The sequence below is a fragment of the Alteromonas sp. CI.11.F.A3 genome (genome assembly GCF_032925565.1).
Lineage (GTDB): Bacteria > Pseudomonadota > Gammaproteobacteria > Enterobacterales > Alteromonadaceae > Alteromonas.
Map to the genome: position 1 here is coordinate 2815675 of NZ_CP136708.1, position 15341 is coordinate 2831015.

The 15341-nt window shown below is 41.1% G+C and carries 16 protein-coding genes; 9 read left to right on the forward strand and 7 right to left on the reverse strand.

Annotated features, from left to right (window positions below; translation table 11 throughout):
* The first annotated feature begins 251 nt into the window (after nt 1-251).
* The 3 genes from R1T43_RS12180 (at nt 252) to R1T43_RS12190 (ending at nt 2603) form a co-directional block, all read left to right on the forward strand.
* Nucleotides 252-536 carry a pyrimidine/purine nucleoside phosphorylase gene (locus tag R1T43_RS12180; RefSeq protein ID WP_317349196.1) on the forward strand — a complete coding sequence of 95 codons (285 nt, stop codon included), beginning with the start codon at nt 252-254 and terminating at the stop codon, nt 534-536.
* 687 nt (nt 537-1223) lie between these two features.
* Nucleotides 1224-1700, forward strand: a complete 477-nt coding sequence (locus R1T43_RS12185; RefSeq protein WP_317349198.1) for a hypothetical protein — start codon at nt 1224-1226, stop codon at nt 1698-1700.
* A 240-nt stretch (nt 1701-1940) separates the two neighbouring features.
* On the forward strand, nt 1941-2603 hold the full coding sequence (locus tag R1T43_RS12190) for an HAD-IB family phosphatase (RefSeq protein ID WP_317349201.1): 663 nt from the start codon (nt 1941-1943) through the stop codon (nt 2601-2603).
* A 71-nt stretch (nt 2604-2674) separates the two neighbouring features.
* Here R1T43_RS12190 and R1T43_RS12195 read toward each other — a convergent pair whose 3' ends face one another.
* Genes R1T43_RS12195 through R1T43_RS12205 form a run of 3 tightly spaced genes read right to left on the reverse strand, consistent with a single transcriptional unit; the run spans nt 2675 to nt 4942 of the window.
* Complete coding sequence (locus R1T43_RS12195) at nt 2675-3961, reverse strand: metallophosphoesterase (RefSeq protein ID WP_317349203.1); 1287 nt, start codon at nt 3959-3961, stop codon at nt 2675-2677.
* Nucleotides 3954-4532 carry an HAAS signaling domain-containing protein gene (locus tag R1T43_RS12200; RefSeq protein WP_317349205.1) on the reverse strand — a complete coding sequence of 193 codons (579 nt, stop codon included), beginning with the start codon at nt 4530-4532 and terminating at the stop codon, nt 3954-3956. Before R1T43_RS12200 ends, R1T43_RS12195 begins: the two co-directional genes overlap by 8 nt.
* Before the next feature lie 5 nt (nt 4533-4537).
* A complete protein-coding gene (locus tag R1T43_RS12205; protein ID WP_317349206.1) occupies nt 4538-4942 on the reverse strand; it encodes a PadR family transcriptional regulator in 405 nt (134 codons plus the stop codon).
* 334 nt (nt 4943-5276) lie between these two features.
* Between R1T43_RS12205 and R1T43_RS12210 the strand changes: the two genes are divergently transcribed.
* The 6 genes from R1T43_RS12210 (at nt 5277) to R1T43_RS12235 (ending at nt 9160) form a co-directional block, all read left to right on the forward strand.
* A complete protein-coding gene (locus R1T43_RS12210; RefSeq protein WP_317349208.1) occupies nt 5277-5810 on the forward strand; it encodes a hypothetical protein in 534 nt (177 codons plus the stop codon).
* A gap of 157 nt (nt 5811-5967) precedes the next feature.
* Nucleotides 5968-6198: a hypothetical protein gene (locus R1T43_RS12215; protein ID WP_317349210.1), complete on the forward strand. Its 231-nt coding sequence runs from the start codon at nt 5968-5970 to the stop codon at nt 6196-6198.
* Between the two features lie 75 nt (nt 6199-6273).
* Entirely contained in the window at nt 6274-6738 is a 465-nt protein-coding gene (locus R1T43_RS12220; RefSeq protein ID WP_317349211.1) for an energy transducer TonB, read from the forward strand.
* Between the two features lie 54 nt (nt 6739-6792).
* Nucleotides 6793-7386 carry a rod shape-determining protein MreB gene (locus tag R1T43_RS12225; protein ID WP_317349214.1) on the forward strand — a complete coding sequence of 198 codons (594 nt, stop codon included), beginning with the start codon at nt 6793-6795 and terminating at the stop codon, nt 7384-7386.
* Nucleotides 7387-7614: 228 nt separating this feature from the next.
* Nucleotides 7615-8475, forward strand: a complete 861-nt coding sequence (locus tag R1T43_RS12230; RefSeq protein ID WP_317349217.1) for a PhzF family phenazine biosynthesis protein — start codon at nt 7615-7617, stop codon at nt 8473-8475.
* Nucleotides 8476-8548: 73 nt separating this feature from the next.
* Nucleotides 8549-9160: a DUF998 domain-containing protein gene (locus tag R1T43_RS12235; RefSeq protein ID WP_211070743.1), complete on the forward strand. Its 612-nt coding sequence runs from the start codon at nt 8549-8551 to the stop codon at nt 9158-9160.
* Between the two features lie 491 nt (nt 9161-9651).
* Here R1T43_RS12235 and R1T43_RS12240 read toward each other — a convergent pair whose 3' ends face one another.
* The 4 genes from R1T43_RS12240 to R1T43_RS12255 all read right to left on the reverse strand — a co-directional run bounded on the left by R1T43_RS12240 (nt 9652) and on the right by R1T43_RS12255 (nt 14806).
* Nucleotides 9652-11967 carry a polysaccharide lyase 6 family protein gene (locus R1T43_RS12240; protein ID WP_317349220.1) on the reverse strand — a complete coding sequence of 772 codons (2316 nt, stop codon included), beginning with the start codon at nt 11965-11967 and terminating at the stop codon, nt 9652-9654.
* Between the two features lie 162 nt (nt 11968-12129).
* Nucleotides 12130-12624, reverse strand: a complete 495-nt coding sequence (locus tag R1T43_RS12245) for a gluconokinase (RefSeq protein ID WP_317349222.1) — start codon at nt 12622-12624, stop codon at nt 12130-12132.
* Nucleotides 12625-12636: 12 nt separating this feature from the next.
* Nucleotides 12637-13881 carry an Nramp family divalent metal transporter gene (locus R1T43_RS12250; protein ID WP_317349225.1) on the reverse strand — a complete coding sequence of 415 codons (1245 nt, stop codon included), beginning with the start codon at nt 13879-13881 and terminating at the stop codon, nt 12637-12639.
* Between the two features lie 157 nt (nt 13882-14038).
* Complete coding sequence (locus R1T43_RS12255; RefSeq protein ID WP_317349227.1) at nt 14039-14806, reverse strand: SDR family NAD(P)-dependent oxidoreductase; 768 nt, start codon at nt 14804-14806, stop codon at nt 14039-14041.
* Nucleotides 14807-15341 lie beyond the last annotated feature (535 nt).

Below are 15341 nucleotides of genomic sequence, written 5' to 3' on the forward strand. Positions count from 1 at the left end.
TGCTCAATTGCTGTAAAACCTCTAGAAATGCGTTCTGCGGCTAGTATAACCACAGCGCCTGCGAGTCTCTAGCCAATTACACATATTTCATGTGGTTTTAATGACTAATTTTGCACTTTATATAACCGTAAGTGTTTTTAGGCGACCTACTTTTGTAAATAGGAATATCTTAGAAACTCACAAGTTAGCCATTCACCCATAAATATTGCACAATGCACGCTCTTCTATTCTCGATAAAAGGAAAGCAGTTTATGTCTTTTACAGTAAACAGTTATTTTGATGACAAGGTTCGTTCAATTGCATTTGAGTCGGCAAATGGCCCATGCACTTCAGGCGTAATGGCGCCAGGTGAATACACCTTCAACACCAGTCAGCACGAAGTAATGAAAGTAATGGAAGGCGAAATGACCGTTAAACTTCCTAGCTCAAGCGACTGGCAGTCTTTCAAAAAGGGCACAGAATTTACCATAGACGCTAACTTGTCTTTCGATGTAAAAATTGAAACGCCTACTGCTTACCTTTGCTTTTATAGCTAGTATTGCTTTATGGCTTAAGTTTTTAACTAACAATAGTTTATCGCTTAGGCTTACCTAACGCTGCACTTGTGTTTTTGTGCAGGCGGCAGCGTTAGGTAGATTCGATACTCGTACCTTGAGTGTTGCCTTACCCTCTTTATCCTCTGTATCCTCTGTACTCTCTGTACTCTCTGTACTCTCTGTACCTTCTGTCGCCTTATTTATTTGCTAATAGCGATTTCATATCTATCACTGAACTCTGACACCATCACCTAGAATAATTAAGTCTACCTCCGGCCAGACAATAATTTTTTTCGTCGGCGTACCTCTCGCCCTATCAGTGCTACGTCGCTTTTACTTTGTTTTTAAATTTATTTCGTACCTTTAAGTTAGGTTGAACTTATTTTTATAAAAAGAAGCAAATGATTGAAATGCACCTTTGCCCCTAGACATATCGTTTTGGTACTTTTAATTCATGAACAAAAAATACCATTCTGATTTATTGTTTTATTTTGTGAAGTTAGCGGGTAATCTGACAATATGGATAGCGTAAAAACCCCATAATAGTTTTTTTAAACAGGCCGGATTGGGGTCTAGTTAACTCACTCACTTCGTTCGCTGAAACGCTTCTCCATTATACCCTACGTACCTGCGCCCGTTATTGAAATGTTAGGCACTTAGAAGAAGAATTAAATATAGGGAGATTAAATGAAAATTTTAAAAAATATCTTAATTGGGTTTGGGGGTTTATTTGTAATTTTAATCTTTCTTGTCGTTTTTCTTGCAGGAAGCTCAAGTGACTTCAAAGAAGAATATGAACCATTTACTAAACAGTTCTTAGCGGACTTTTCCGTAAATTGGGATAGAGCAAGTGTTATCGATAGAATGTCCAACTCACTAATTGAAGACACTTCCACGCAGGATGTGCAAAACTTTTTACAACAGTTGCAGGGATTAGGTGAATTAAAAAGTTTTGGAGAAATCACAATTGAAAACTATACAACTCATACAGACACCGGTGAAGAAGCCATATTCAGTATCAGTACGCAATTTGAAGCAGGCCACGCTCTATGGAAAATTAGTGTAAGCGTGATTGACGATGCTGCAAGGATAACGGGCATACATTTGGTTAACTTTGAGGGCGAAATGATTGAAGCTGAAAACGTTGTAGAAACAAGTGCCTAACAAAACACTAAACACCTTGACCGGGACAATAACGCAGCGGCGCTTCGTCATTATAGCCCCGCGCTAGCGCCATTTATCACGAAGGGAAGTACGGCGCTGAGTTCTTTTACCCTAAAAGTGCGGTCGATACAGATAAGTCGACCTGGAAAAAGTTTTCATTTTCGAAAGTTAAAAGTGCCAAAGACTAAATCTCCAGCCTACTAAGGCTATCGTAGTCACACTAAGGAAATATTTAGCAACGTGAATTTAGTATTGTTTGATTTTGACAAGACAATAATAAACAAAGATACCGGCGCCGAGTATCTTAAGTTCATGCTGCAAGGCAGTCCTACTCGGTTTGCTTTATGCTTTTTAGCGCTACCTTTCACGCTGCCCTTTTTGATACTGAAAAAAACGAAGTTTATTGGTTTTTCTGTGCTTCTGTGGCTGGTAACGTGTGGTATGCCCCCTAAAAAAGTAGCCGCGTTGCGCAAGCGCTTTATCAATAGGTATTTGGGTAATAAGACTACCGCCATATATAAAAGCGCGATTGAAAAGTTAATTTCACATGTGCAAAATAAAGACACAGTGGTTATTGTTAGTGGTGCTTCAGAATGGATGGTAAGGGGTATTATTTCGAAGCAGTGTATTCCAACATTGGAGTTCGCCTGCTCTGAAGAAACTCGGTTTGCTGGGGGTATGGTCAGCAAGTTTCACTGTTATTCGGCTAACAAAGTAAGACGCATCAAAACACGCTATAACCTTGAAGAATACGAAACAATCATAGGTTACTCAGACAGTTCAATTGATATCCCTCTATTACGCCTTTGCAATCAACAAATCATAGTTAATCCAAAGCCGCGCTGCTTTAAGAAGCTGAGTAAATCTTTTGAACAGTCGATGAAAACAGTGAACTGGGTATAACAACGCAAACAGCGAAAATAAAGTCAGAGCACGTTAAAAGCTAAAACTGTACTCTGACTTTTTCCCAATACTTATAAAACTATTCTTTCACCGGTTTCAGTTAGCCGATAAAAGTTACCCTTTTCAATCAACAATCCCTCAGAGTGTTTTGTTGGAAAGCTTCCGCGATAATCGTCAGGATGTTTCACATCAATAGCATACACGCGGCCATCAAACTGTTTATTCACCTTAAACTGTAAGGTATGCCCTACCGTTACTGATAGTGCGTCGAACTTATCTAATGTTTTCTGTAAAGAGGTACTACTTGCATCACCTTTGAAATACCCTCGATACCATGCTAACCCCGTCTCAGTTGAAATTAACGCTTCTGTTACCTTGTCAGCTACACCGGGAAAATACATTTGTCGGTAATAGGCTTTAGCCTTGCTGTTTATCTGTTGCAAACTTAAATCAAGGTTCGCGATATCTTCATGAATACCGCCATGTACAAATAAATGGCCGTTTATTTTTTCAATGGTATTTTTACTGGCAAGCCAACGCCCTATGTACGAATTGTGGCTGAATAAATCGGCCTGGGTTTTGCCAAGCAAACCCGCGATGGGAATATACTTATTAGCCGCCGATTTAAAATTGCCTTGAAGGTTTTTAAGCTCGTGATTGCCAATAATGTAATGCACCACCCCGCCCGCTTTTTGGGCTTCTTGCTCTAGCTTATAAATAAACCAGAGCAATTGGGTAGTAGAAAACCCTCTGTCTACCATGTCGCCCACTAGCACTAAATGACCTTCACCAAATTGCCACTCAAGGTTTTCATTAATGACGTTATGGGCAATAAGGAAATCACGGAAGGCTTTGTAATTCCCCTCTAAGTCGGATATTGCCAAAATAGGTGCGTTGCTTTCATATACCGACGCCGTATTGGTGTTCAATGCGTTTAATGGCTTTAGATTGAAGGTAAACGTGGCATCTTCTAAAGCAAAATAAACGTCAAGAGGCTCTGCTATCTTTTCTGTTAAAGGCACGTGGCGTTTTTCTATAAAGAAGTTATCTTCTCGGCTTCCTCGAATGTAATTTATTTCAACAGAAGTATCACCATTACCAGAGCCTTTAGCATCTGCGCCTGTAACATCAGAGCCTGCTACATCAGAGCTTGTTACATCAGAGCTTGTCGGCGTTTCATTCTTGAAAAATACAAACGGTCCTTCTCCACCTACTTTATAGGCCAATGGCGCATCGCCCATATTGATAGACCCATGCTGGCTTATTAAGACACCCACACCAATAACTGCCAATACAAAAGAAACAAGCAGAAAATGTCCTAGTGATTTGGCTAAACGTTTCGCTGCACGCTTAAGCATACTGATAGCCAATAGCAAACCGTTTAAGCAAAGCCAAAATACGATAAGTAAGTAAGCTAATCGCGTAGGCACTTACCAACGCCACCGGCGTTATCCAAAAGCCTGTAATAGTAGCGTCGCTATTTGCCAATATAGGGTTACTTAAAAAACCAATAGCAACAGAGTTCCCCTCAGCCTCTACCCAAAAAGCAATACCGTTGGGCAACAACAGGTTCGCAAATGCTAATAGAGCCAACGCTAAACCTGTACCATAGCCAAAGGCTAACATGCCCCAATATAGGGTTTTCGATAGCCCTTTGGTGACTGATGCTAATGGACGAAATCCTTTTGGTGGCGGCGTACCTTGTTGAATATGACTTACGTAGTTTTCGGCAAGCACCCTAGGCGCACCAAGGCCAGCTAAGATACCTTCAATATCGGCGTCTTTTCCAGCCATTTCCTGCTGATCGATAGCATCATAAATATGAGACTCAATTTCTTTAATCACTTCAGCCGCATCTTCAGAACTTAACGAGGCCAAGTAGCGGTTAAAGCTTTTTAGGTAGTTGCTTATTTGTTCCCTTCCACTCATTGTGCTTATCCTTTTCTTTTTCCAGTTTCTTTGCCGTTGTCTGTGCTGTTATTCGCGCCACTTTTTGAATCGGCTAACAACGATTCCATATCAACTACCGAACGCTTCCACCGCGCGCGCAGAATATGTAATCGTTCAAGACCGCTTTCGGTGAGTGAATAATACTTTCGTGGGCGCACTTCACCCTCTTGGTGCCATTTTGCATTAAGTACCCCTTCGCGCTTAAGCCTGTCTAGCAGCGGGTAAAGCGTACCTTCACTGATCACCATGGTTTCAAACCCATGTAGGTAATTGAGAATTGCCAGCCCGTACTTTTCTTCACCCGCAACGGCCGCGAGTACCGCCAACTCTAAAGTACCTTTGCGGAGTTGGGCATCCCACTTCGCGCTTTGATGTGAAGTTTCTGTCATGACTTTTCCGCTAGGTTAAACTTATTACTATGTAATACATAGTATGATTTATAGCATAGTAAATAACTAAAATACAACTTACGCTTTTAACGGTTCGTTTTTGCTTTTTAATTTGTGAGCGAAGTGCACCAATTTAATTTGTTGTTTAATTTTGAGGAGTTGGAGGGTAATCTGAATTTATTGAATAAAGGATTGAGCTCAGAATAATGTGTTTAGACGGGTCGGTTTAGAGGTCTAGTTAGCTGTAATCCACTTTAATAAGAACAATATAAGCATCTAGCACTGAGCCCTATTTAAGGTTGCTGAAAAGATGTAAAAAAGGATTTTTATCAGAATGAAATTGGTTAAATTTGCAGCGTTAACTTTAATAGCCATCATTATTGCATCAGCACTGTCTTATGAAAAAATTATCACCAGCATACTATTGCCTCAATATATTGACTGGGCACATGAAATAGAACGAAAAGGGCTGGATATCGGCGTCCCACTTAATAAAAAAGAGTTATTGTTGGCATCTAATATAGGTATTGTGCACCCAGAAAAAGTAAGGATTGTTTATGTTAATGAAGTTCCTTTCCCTTATGAAAACTTCGCATTGAAGGTTTTTGGCGAAGCTGTCGGACTTGTTGGTGAAGGAATAATTAACAATGCACAAGTATTCGGATATTCAATTTACACTCGCAAAGACTTTGAGTTAAACAGACCCAAATTAGCGCATGAATTGGTGCATGTTCTGCAAATCGAAAGGTCTAGTTTAGGTAAAGTCGTCACCCAACATTTTTCTGATATGGCAGAGTACGGATACGATAGAGCACCATTAGAAGTCGAAGCTTCTGAAGCAAATAAGAAATACAGCACGAGTTGGTAGTCAGGTAGGTTGTGGCGAAGTTAACCCACTACTTACCACTTATGCGCGACGGCTGAAGCTTGGCTCAGTCTCTATTCGCTACAAAAAGTTTAGCCAAGCGTTATCACCCGTAATTGAAAAGTTATGCACTTAACTACAATCTTAGGAAATATTCAGTATGTCTACATGGAATAAAATTGGGACTTGGTCAATGTTGGTTATTGCTATCGTAGTTTTTATGGCAGCTGCATTTGTGCTTGGTTCAACAATTGGCACTATGTATGTACTAGGGTCATTTGAACTATCGTTCCTTGAAGTCGGAATCATTTGTGGTGGAATAACATCTATATCTGTTTTTGTACGCTGCGTTAAACAACTGAAAAGTAACGCTGAATTAGCAAGTACATAAGCAAAAAAATACCCAACGCTGCGTGCTTTGGCGCATACTAAACAAGCAGGATGTTAGCGCTACAAGGAGTTATCAATGAGAAAGTTAGTTCCATTATCAATTCTAAGCGTTTTTTTGATGTCTTGTGCATCGCTAAAGCCCAACGAAACTACCCAAGCTTTTGCTGAAGAACCAATTCGGTACATAGATTTAACCGCAGACAGTAAAAAGGGTTTAACCGAGAGGTATTGGGTAGTAATAAAAAGTGCAGACCCTAAGTACCCCGTTGATGCTGCTAGAAGAGGCTTGTCTGGTTGTGTTGATTTTATCGTAGCAATTGATAGTAACGGAACACTAGGTGGGTTTAAAATTAAAAAGTCATACCCTGAAGGCGTATTTGACAAATCTGCGGCAGCAGCATTAAACCGGTGGAAGTGGTCAGCGTCAGAAGACAACATTGAAAACGCACCGGTACTAACCACAATCCAATTGAACTTTATGGTTAGCAATTCTAAAAATAAAGCTGAAACAGAAAAGCAATGCAGCTTTTCTCATATATGAACAAGTAGTTTAAATATTAAGAACCACTTACCCATTTAAACTAAGGAACATAGGATGTTTTCAAATTTACGCGCAAAATTTGCGTCAGTCATGTATGTACAAATTTGGGAGCATCGATTAAAAGTCACTGATACTGCAACGCGCGAATCTTTTGACGATTACCCCGCTATAGTCATTAAAACTAACGATAAAGGTGAGAAGCTGATTTCAGGAGTTGGTAAAGAAGCGAGTGAAAGGCTTCAACATAATGAAATTGCCATTAATCCATTTTCCCACCCTAGAGTGCTTTTTTCAGATTTCTATGTAGGCGAAAAACTACTGCAACACACGTTTAGACATTTAGGTAATAGTAAAATGCTACGGCCAAGACCTAAGGTTATTATCCACCCGATGGAAAAAACTGAAGGTGGCCTCACTATGATCGAAAAGCGAGCGTTCAAAGAGTTAGCGATTGGTGCAGGTGCAATAGCAGTAAAGATTTATATCGGCTCCGCATTAAGTCTAGAAAAAATAAACTTTGACGAACTAGAAGATGACGATAAACCTACAATACAAAGTAGTTCACCACCATCAAAGTTGACTAGCTATGGCGTATTTGTCTTTTACCTTGTAATGTTAACTTTAGCTGTTTGGTATTTAGGCAAATGAAATAGATTATTTAGACCAGAGCGGGTTGGGATACTTTGATTTTTATTAATTAACTCTTATCCCATTCACTAAAGGAAAATGACAACCGGATGGAATATCTCTATTTAGTAGCAATACTTACAACACTAGTTACTTTCTTATTGTTCCGCTCGCCACGCCTGAATAGTCCTGCGCATATCCTGCAAGAAATCGGGGATGAAGCCCTAATTGTTCGCTAAAGGAGCTCTCATGAAAGTCTCTGTTGAAATAGTAAATGCATTTATTGACGGTGACGCAGGTGGAAACCCAGCTGGTGTGGTTTTAGATGCGAACGCTTTAACCGCGCAGCAGAAGCTACACGCGGCGCAAAAAGTGGGGCTTTCTGAGACTGCTTTTGTTTCTCGCTCAGACGTTGCCACTATAAAGCTGGAGTTTTTCACCCCAGTACAGCAAATTGCGCATTGCGGCCATGCCACCATAGCAACGTTTAGCAGAATGAGTGAGCTTGGCTTGGTGCAAAATGGTCGAATGTCGAAAGAGACCGTAGATGGCGTGAGAGAAATAATTATTGATGGTTCAATGGCATTTATGGAGCAGTCTCGGCCAACCTATACCGATGTATTAGATACCGAAGAAGTACGAGCAGCACTTAATCTTCCAAGCGACGTGCCGCTCGACTCAGTAACCATTGTAAATACTGGGAATGCTTTTTTACTTGCTCCACTTCAAAATGCGTCTTCTGTAGCTGAGATACACCCTAATCAAGCCCTTATTAATGAAATAAGCGAACAATACGATTTGATAGGTTTTTATGTGTTTTCAAGAGAAACCGAAGTTGACGGACGTCACGCTGGCGCTAGAATGTTTGCACCACGCTATGGGATAGACGAAGAATCTGCAACCGGCATGGCTGCTGGTCCATTAGCTTGCTATCTACATGACCGCCAAGGACTCGAAGATACGACGTTACAGATTGAGCAAGGCCATTTAATGAACCCACCTTCGCCCAGCGTAATAAATGTTAATTTACAGTTGGTTAATGGTAGCATCAGTCGTTTAATGGCTGGTGGCGTTGGCCGCTCCATTCGACAGGTTGAAATAGAAATTTAGTAGCAGAGCAATGTTTGTGCATATTGGTGTATAACCCTCATTGCTTTTAACGAGTTTCAAGGAAGAAAAAAGCATGTTTGATTTATTGTCATATACAGGAATAATCGCTTCAATATGGATTGTAGTGGGTATTTACATTGCGTCGTTATATTACCCAAACTACAGTCACACTAGGCAATTTTGTAGCGAACTTGGCGCCTTTGGTAGCCCAACACAAAGGCTATCACCCGCTATCAACAATTACCCATTAGGGCTTTTATTTGTTCTATTTGGTTACTATCTAATAGCAGCTAATTCTTCGAATCTTCTTTCCACAAGTCTCAATACCACAATTATAGGCATAATGGTTATTGTTCATGGTGTGTGTACGTGGGTATGTGGCTTTTTCCCAATGGATGCAGATCCTTACACCCCCACTCCAACAGCAAGTTGCAAAATTCATACGTGGTCAGGGTTAATTATGCTCATTTCGTTTATTGTCGCGCCTGCCATTGTGATGCTTTCCAGCGTCTACCCAATAGCACTGCGCTTATTTTCGTTTAACTGCATTCTTGGCTGTTTCTTTTATTCTTATAAATTATCAGGTGCACTAAAAGCTAAAACGCATCCTGGGCTATATCAGCGTTTAAGTTATGGCTTTCAAATACTTTGGCTATTTGTTTATTCGCTCTACTTAATAGGGTAAAAACTAGCATCTAGCCGATAATCTTCAGAAAAATATCGAGAAGACATTATGCTGGCGTCACGCTAACCAATACTTAAACCGTTAGCTCTCATTACTCGTCAGCGCTTTTTCTTTCAACGTGTCATCCATAAGATTTTTAGCGGCTATACAGCTCGCTAACGTGCTTATGACGAACGTCATCTCTCTTGCATTCTCTATTCCAGCAACTAGGTACCAAACACAAAACATGATGGCACTTAAAACAAAGTGTGTTACAACAAACTTTAAATATAGCTTTTTCATAGAGTTATCAATCAAGGGCTAAGGACTTGGGGATTAGTGAGTTAGCGTCAAAATCATTTTAAGCGATAGAATTTACTTTTTGTACTGAACTGAGTATCGGTTTTAATGCACGAAACCAAATTTTTTGCATAAAAAACTCGGCACTTAATGCCGAGTTCATGTTATTTACGTAAACGTTTATTCAACGTTTTACACCACGACAAACGCTTTTAGTACGTCACGTTTTTCACTTCAAAACTATTGTTGTTTGATTGTATCTTAGGCGTATTGTTCATAGTGACATTTTCAATCAAAGTAATAGGCTCGCCATTGGTTAAATAAAGCGACATAGGGGCGCTATCAACCCACTTTGAATCGCTAACATGTAGGTTCTGTACACCATGAAAATACATCGAAGCGCCCGTTCTATGGGTAGAACCTTTACCTACATTGTGTAGTGTATTGTCAGTTATAATAACGGCTGGGCCGAAGGTACTTTCATCAAATCCGCCACGGTAAATGGTTACTACTTCTTCTTTAATGTCTTTAAACGTATTACCCGATAGGGTTAAGTTTTCTACACTGTAAACCCCTAAGTCGTCCGTTTCTTTATTTAGCGACAGCACTGCGCCCGTGATGTTTTCCATGTGGGAATTCTTAATATCGATGTAGTCGGCAAAAGTACCAGGGTGCGCTTTAAAGAAGTAGAAGTAGCCGTTAATGTCTAAATCGGTCACTTTCACGTTTTCGACCGACAACGCATAGTTAATATTCATAGAAGAACGGCTGGTTCTAATAATGCTATTGCCTTTGTAATCTGGTGAAGCGGCGCCATCAAACCATAAGTTTTCAACTTCAAGCGCGCCGCCGTTTTCGATTACTATAAAGCTTGGTTTTTCAGAACGAATAACGGGCTTATCGCCCTGCTCGGCCATAATAGTCACAGGGTGATTAACCATCGCAAAACGTGTTAGCAGATAGTCGCCACCATTTTCAAGCACTAGAATATCGCCAGGCTTACTTGCAGCAAGGGCGGTAGACAAAGTATCCATACCCGGTTTAACCTCAATTTTACTGCCGCTTTTAAAGGGTACTTGGCTTTCGTTTTTAGCATAAAAACGAGCACCGGTATCTTCCTTAGTAACAGGCAGTTTTACTTCGCCAAAATTGATGTCGTCTAGCAATGTTTTTTCAGGCACCCATAAGCCATTACTGTTTTTGCTTACCTTGTAAGGCACTTCTTCAAACCCTGAAGAAAGTGAGTTACTGGCATCTTCATTTAACACATTGCCTTTAAAAGTAATGCCAGAAACATCACTGAATACGGTAATAGGATTAAGGTTTTGCTTACCCAATATAATGTTGTTTTGCATTTCCGTGGTGGTAGGCGGTGCTGAGCGCTCTTCATCTGCGCCTGCGCCAAGCTGAATATAATCACTATCAATAACCACGTTATTGTTCATTGCAGATTCAATAACTGGGTCGTAGCGGTTTGGCGGTGAATTCGGTACGCCATTCATGATCACTAGCGCACCACGAAAACGACGCCCTGTTAAGCCATACATGTAGTTATTACTCACCGTTTGGTGTTCGTTAATGATGCGTATACCACCAGTATTCGGCTTTCTATTACCTAAAAAGTAGTTATTTTCTACCGTCGTGTAATGCCCATGGCGCATAGTCAGGGTACCTTGGGCTTCAAAAAATACGTTTCCTTTAAAGGTATTACCGCTCGACTTATTCGAAATAATTTCGTGCTCGCCGTTGGTTCTATCAAAGTAGTTATACTGCACTAGCGTGTTAGCGTACTCTCTTGAAAAGTGGCTAGTACCAATGCGCAGGGTCTCACCGCCATTGGCACCAAGTACTTGTCGTGGGCCAAAGTAATTGTATTCAATAGTATGGTAATTTTTGCGACTGCCTTCAGAGTTCATACGTACCGCGACGGTAACGCCTCGGTTACGTTTGTTGATAAAAGAGTTGTGATCGATACGATTATGTTTGCCATATATGGCTAACCATAAATCAGAGAGTTGGCGCTCTGGGTGACTGAAGTTGTCAATTACCACGTTCGTTAATCGTGAATAGCTTGCCAATTCATCAGGGGAAGTACGAAAGGCAATTACCTCGCCCGTAGGTGTATGGCCATCAGTAAACACTAGCCCTTCTATTACGAGGTATTCACCTGAAACACTTAAGTTCGACAGGCCAGTTATTTTTACCTCTCCGGGGTTTTGGGCTTTTAGCGTAATAGGTTTATCTTCAGTGCCCTTCCCCTTTAATACCAGCTCTACATCATGCCAATCACCATTGGCCATCACTATGGTGTCGCCCGCTTCAGCGCTGGCTACAGCATTATTGAATTCGCTAATACTTTTAACCATTTGTGCTGATGCAATAGAATGAACGCAGAACAAAGCGACCAAGCTAAACAGCTTTGCAAGGTTACTTTTACGTGCGAATTGCTGCGCTGTTTTAAGTACTATTTTAGGTGCTATTTTCTGCATTTGTAAGGCACCAACCTGTAATGCTAATACGCCTTTCATAATGAAACTCCATCTTGACGGCGCACCATTTACTGCGCCATTAAATTTGTATGCTTTTTAGATATGCTGTTTGCTAAGCTCTTTATTACTGCACTTCAGTTTTGAATCTAATAACGCACTTCTGTTGCAAGGCAATAACCTTCATGCGGTAGCGTGCTAACCTTATAGTGACGCACTATGAACATAGGCCGTAGCGTCTTTAATAATGTCGACCAAAGTTGCTGACACATCTACCTTCAGGCCGTAATTGGGCATCTCAAAGGTTTGCAATTGATTTTCTAGCAGACTGCCGTCGAAAAAGTGATTCTCCCGTGCAGAAAGTCTAGCGCTTAATAACGCGTAACTGCCTGTAAGCACCACCCATGCAATAGGAAGTGTGTCATTCGCGCTTAATACCTTTCGGTAGCTTTCTTTTAGTGCTGAACACGCTAGCACAACCCCTTTTTGTTGTTCGTAGCGAGCAAGTTCCCCAGCTAAGGTTTGTAACCACGGCCATCTATCATCATCGGTTAAGGGGATCCCGCTTTGCATTTTTGCTTTATTAACTTCAGGGTGAAAATCGTCTGCATCAATAAACGGTAAGCTTAGTTGCTTACCTAATGCCTGCCCTACGGTCGACTTTCCGGTACCCGATACACCCGCCACTACAATAATCATTGGCACTACCCTTTAAAGTTGTTCAACAATGGCAATTACACCATTGGCAGAAATAACAATGGCAAACAGCAGTGCTAGCCCTAACATTATGTTTAGGAATATGCCTGGCGCATGTTCTTTCATAAGCTCTCGTTTGTTTATTACCACTAGAATGCCGATGATGACTAAGGGCAACACGAACACGTTAAACACTTGAGAAAGAATTTGCCCTTTAATAGGGTTGAACCCAAATACTGGAATGATCAGCGCCACTAAACAGGCTATACCGGTAATGGTTTTAAATTGAGTAGATTTGGTATCTAGCTTTCCTGAGCGGTAGTCGGCGATTAATAAGGGCGCAATAAGCAAACAAGGAAATACGGATGATAACCCTGCCGCCAATGTGCCAAAGAAGAATACTGTTAGCGCCGTTTTACCTGCAATAGGTTCAAGGGCGTTCACCATGTCGAGTACATGGGTAATTTTCTTACCTTCATGGAACAACGCGCCGTGCGCAACGGCCATTACCGATGCACTAATCACAAACACTAAAAAGGCAGCCACAAAAGCATCTTTCTTCTGCTGTTTTTGGTTTTCCATACCCCACCCTTTACCCTGAATAAACAGTGGGCGAGATAAAAATGTAGCGGCAGCCATAGTCGTACCCACAAAGGCAGCCACCATCATTTTCCCACCTTCTACATCAGGTATTGAAGGAACAAAACCGGCTGCCACTTCTGCTGGCATGGGATGTACCACCAATAGCGAAAACACAAAGGAAATACCCATGCAGGATACAAACATGACCAGAATTTTTTCAAACAACGAGTACTTACCAATCAGCATAATGGCGTACATAATACTGATGACACTTACTGCTATGGCTAACACCAACTCGTATTTGTAAGCGTTAAGAGATGGGGAATACAACGCCAGCATTTCAAAAATTATGTTCGATGAAATGCCGAGAATACCCATTAATGAGTTCCACTGGCCAAAGGTCACGCCCGCAATAATAAGTATGGCGATAGGACGCCCAAATTTAAGATGCTTTTTAAAACTATAGAGTGCAGTTTCACCGGTAACAATGGCGTAATTACCAAATGCATAGATAAGTGCCCCTGAAAACAGGCAACTTAGAAACAACACCCATAGCAAAGACATGCCATAGGTACTGCCCGCTACTATCATAGACGTAACGCTACCTGTACCTATGGTGTAGCCTATTGCAAAGAAGGCTGGCCCGAAGGCCATTATTTTTTTTATTATCGACGACATCTCGTTACCTCTGTCATTCTGGCAATGTTAGTTTTAGCAAACCTAGGGTTTTGGCTTGTGCAAAAAGGCCTAATTGTACGTAACCTTTACAGCCGCATTTTTAAGGCTAGTGTTTAGCCTTGCCTATGCCTGTTTTTATACATGAGCCTTCTGATCCCTAGGCCATGTAAACGCCGCCGTTAATATCTAACGTCGCACCCGTGATAAACCCGTTATATTCAGAGGCAAAGAAGGCTACCGCTCGGGCCACATCCATTGGGTTGCCTGCTCGTTTTAATGGTATTTCACTAATGGTTTTATTCGCCGATTCATCGGTGGTGTGGGTAGCATGAAAACGTGTGCCTAAGATCAAACCCGGCGTTACCGTGTTAACGCGAATACCGTCGCCAGCCAATTCAGCGGCTAGTGAACGGCTGAAAGTAAGCACCGCACCTTTCGATGTGGAATAGGCTAATGAGCCACCGTGCCCGCCTTTTCGACCTGCAAGTGAAGACAGATTCACAATAGATGCACCTTCTTCAGCGTGTTTTAACATGGGTAAGAGTGCACGGGTAACCATCATCATAGAGGTCACATTAACCGCCATCACTTGTTCCCAAAAGTCATTTTTAATATCGCTTAAGGTGTGTCGCTCAACCAAGTCGCCGGTATTGTTTACCAATATATCAAGCGTAGACGTTAGATTAGCCACTTCGTTAGCGAAGGCATTAACCGTGTCTTCATTGGTCAAGTCAGCTTGAAGCGGAATGATCTCCCCAACACCAGACTCAAGCACTTCTTGTTGAAGTTCTTCAACTGCGTGCTTCGAGCTATAGTAATGCACAAAAACGGTCGCACCTTGTGCCGCAAGTTCAGAAGAAATAGCGCCGCCAATACCACTGGCACCACCGGTTACCAATACTCGCTTTCCAGTTAACGTATTCACACCAAAACCCTCTATATAATTGAAAATCAGTTAACAAATTCACAGATAACGTTTTGTGCATTTTCGCTAAGGCAATGATGTCGTAAGTCGAAAACCAGCAATAATTTCTGCGAAGTATGTTTTACACCCCGTTAAGTTCGTTATTTATAAAACCAAACAAAACCGGTTTAGTTTTGCCAACAAGCTAACATAGAAGTGAGTGATGTCAACGCAAAAATATTAATAAAATATACAATTTACATTCATTAAATTAACAAACCGAACATCTGGAACTTAACTAATAACTATAAATTTCAGCACCTTATTTATCATTAAGTTTTACCCAAGTGCTAAATGTAAAAATTTCGATTGTTATTTTGCTGCACGTTCCACCTTCCTCCTTCCACCTAACACCCTCGCCCCCATAGCACCGCTTTTTTCGAGTCTCTACAATCTACTTTGTGATAAACGATAGCGATTTACCTTAAAACTCGCTCAAACCCTTAATTTAAAGAGAGTGGAAGAGTCTACTCTTCGGCTCCAGTGAATAAATTTA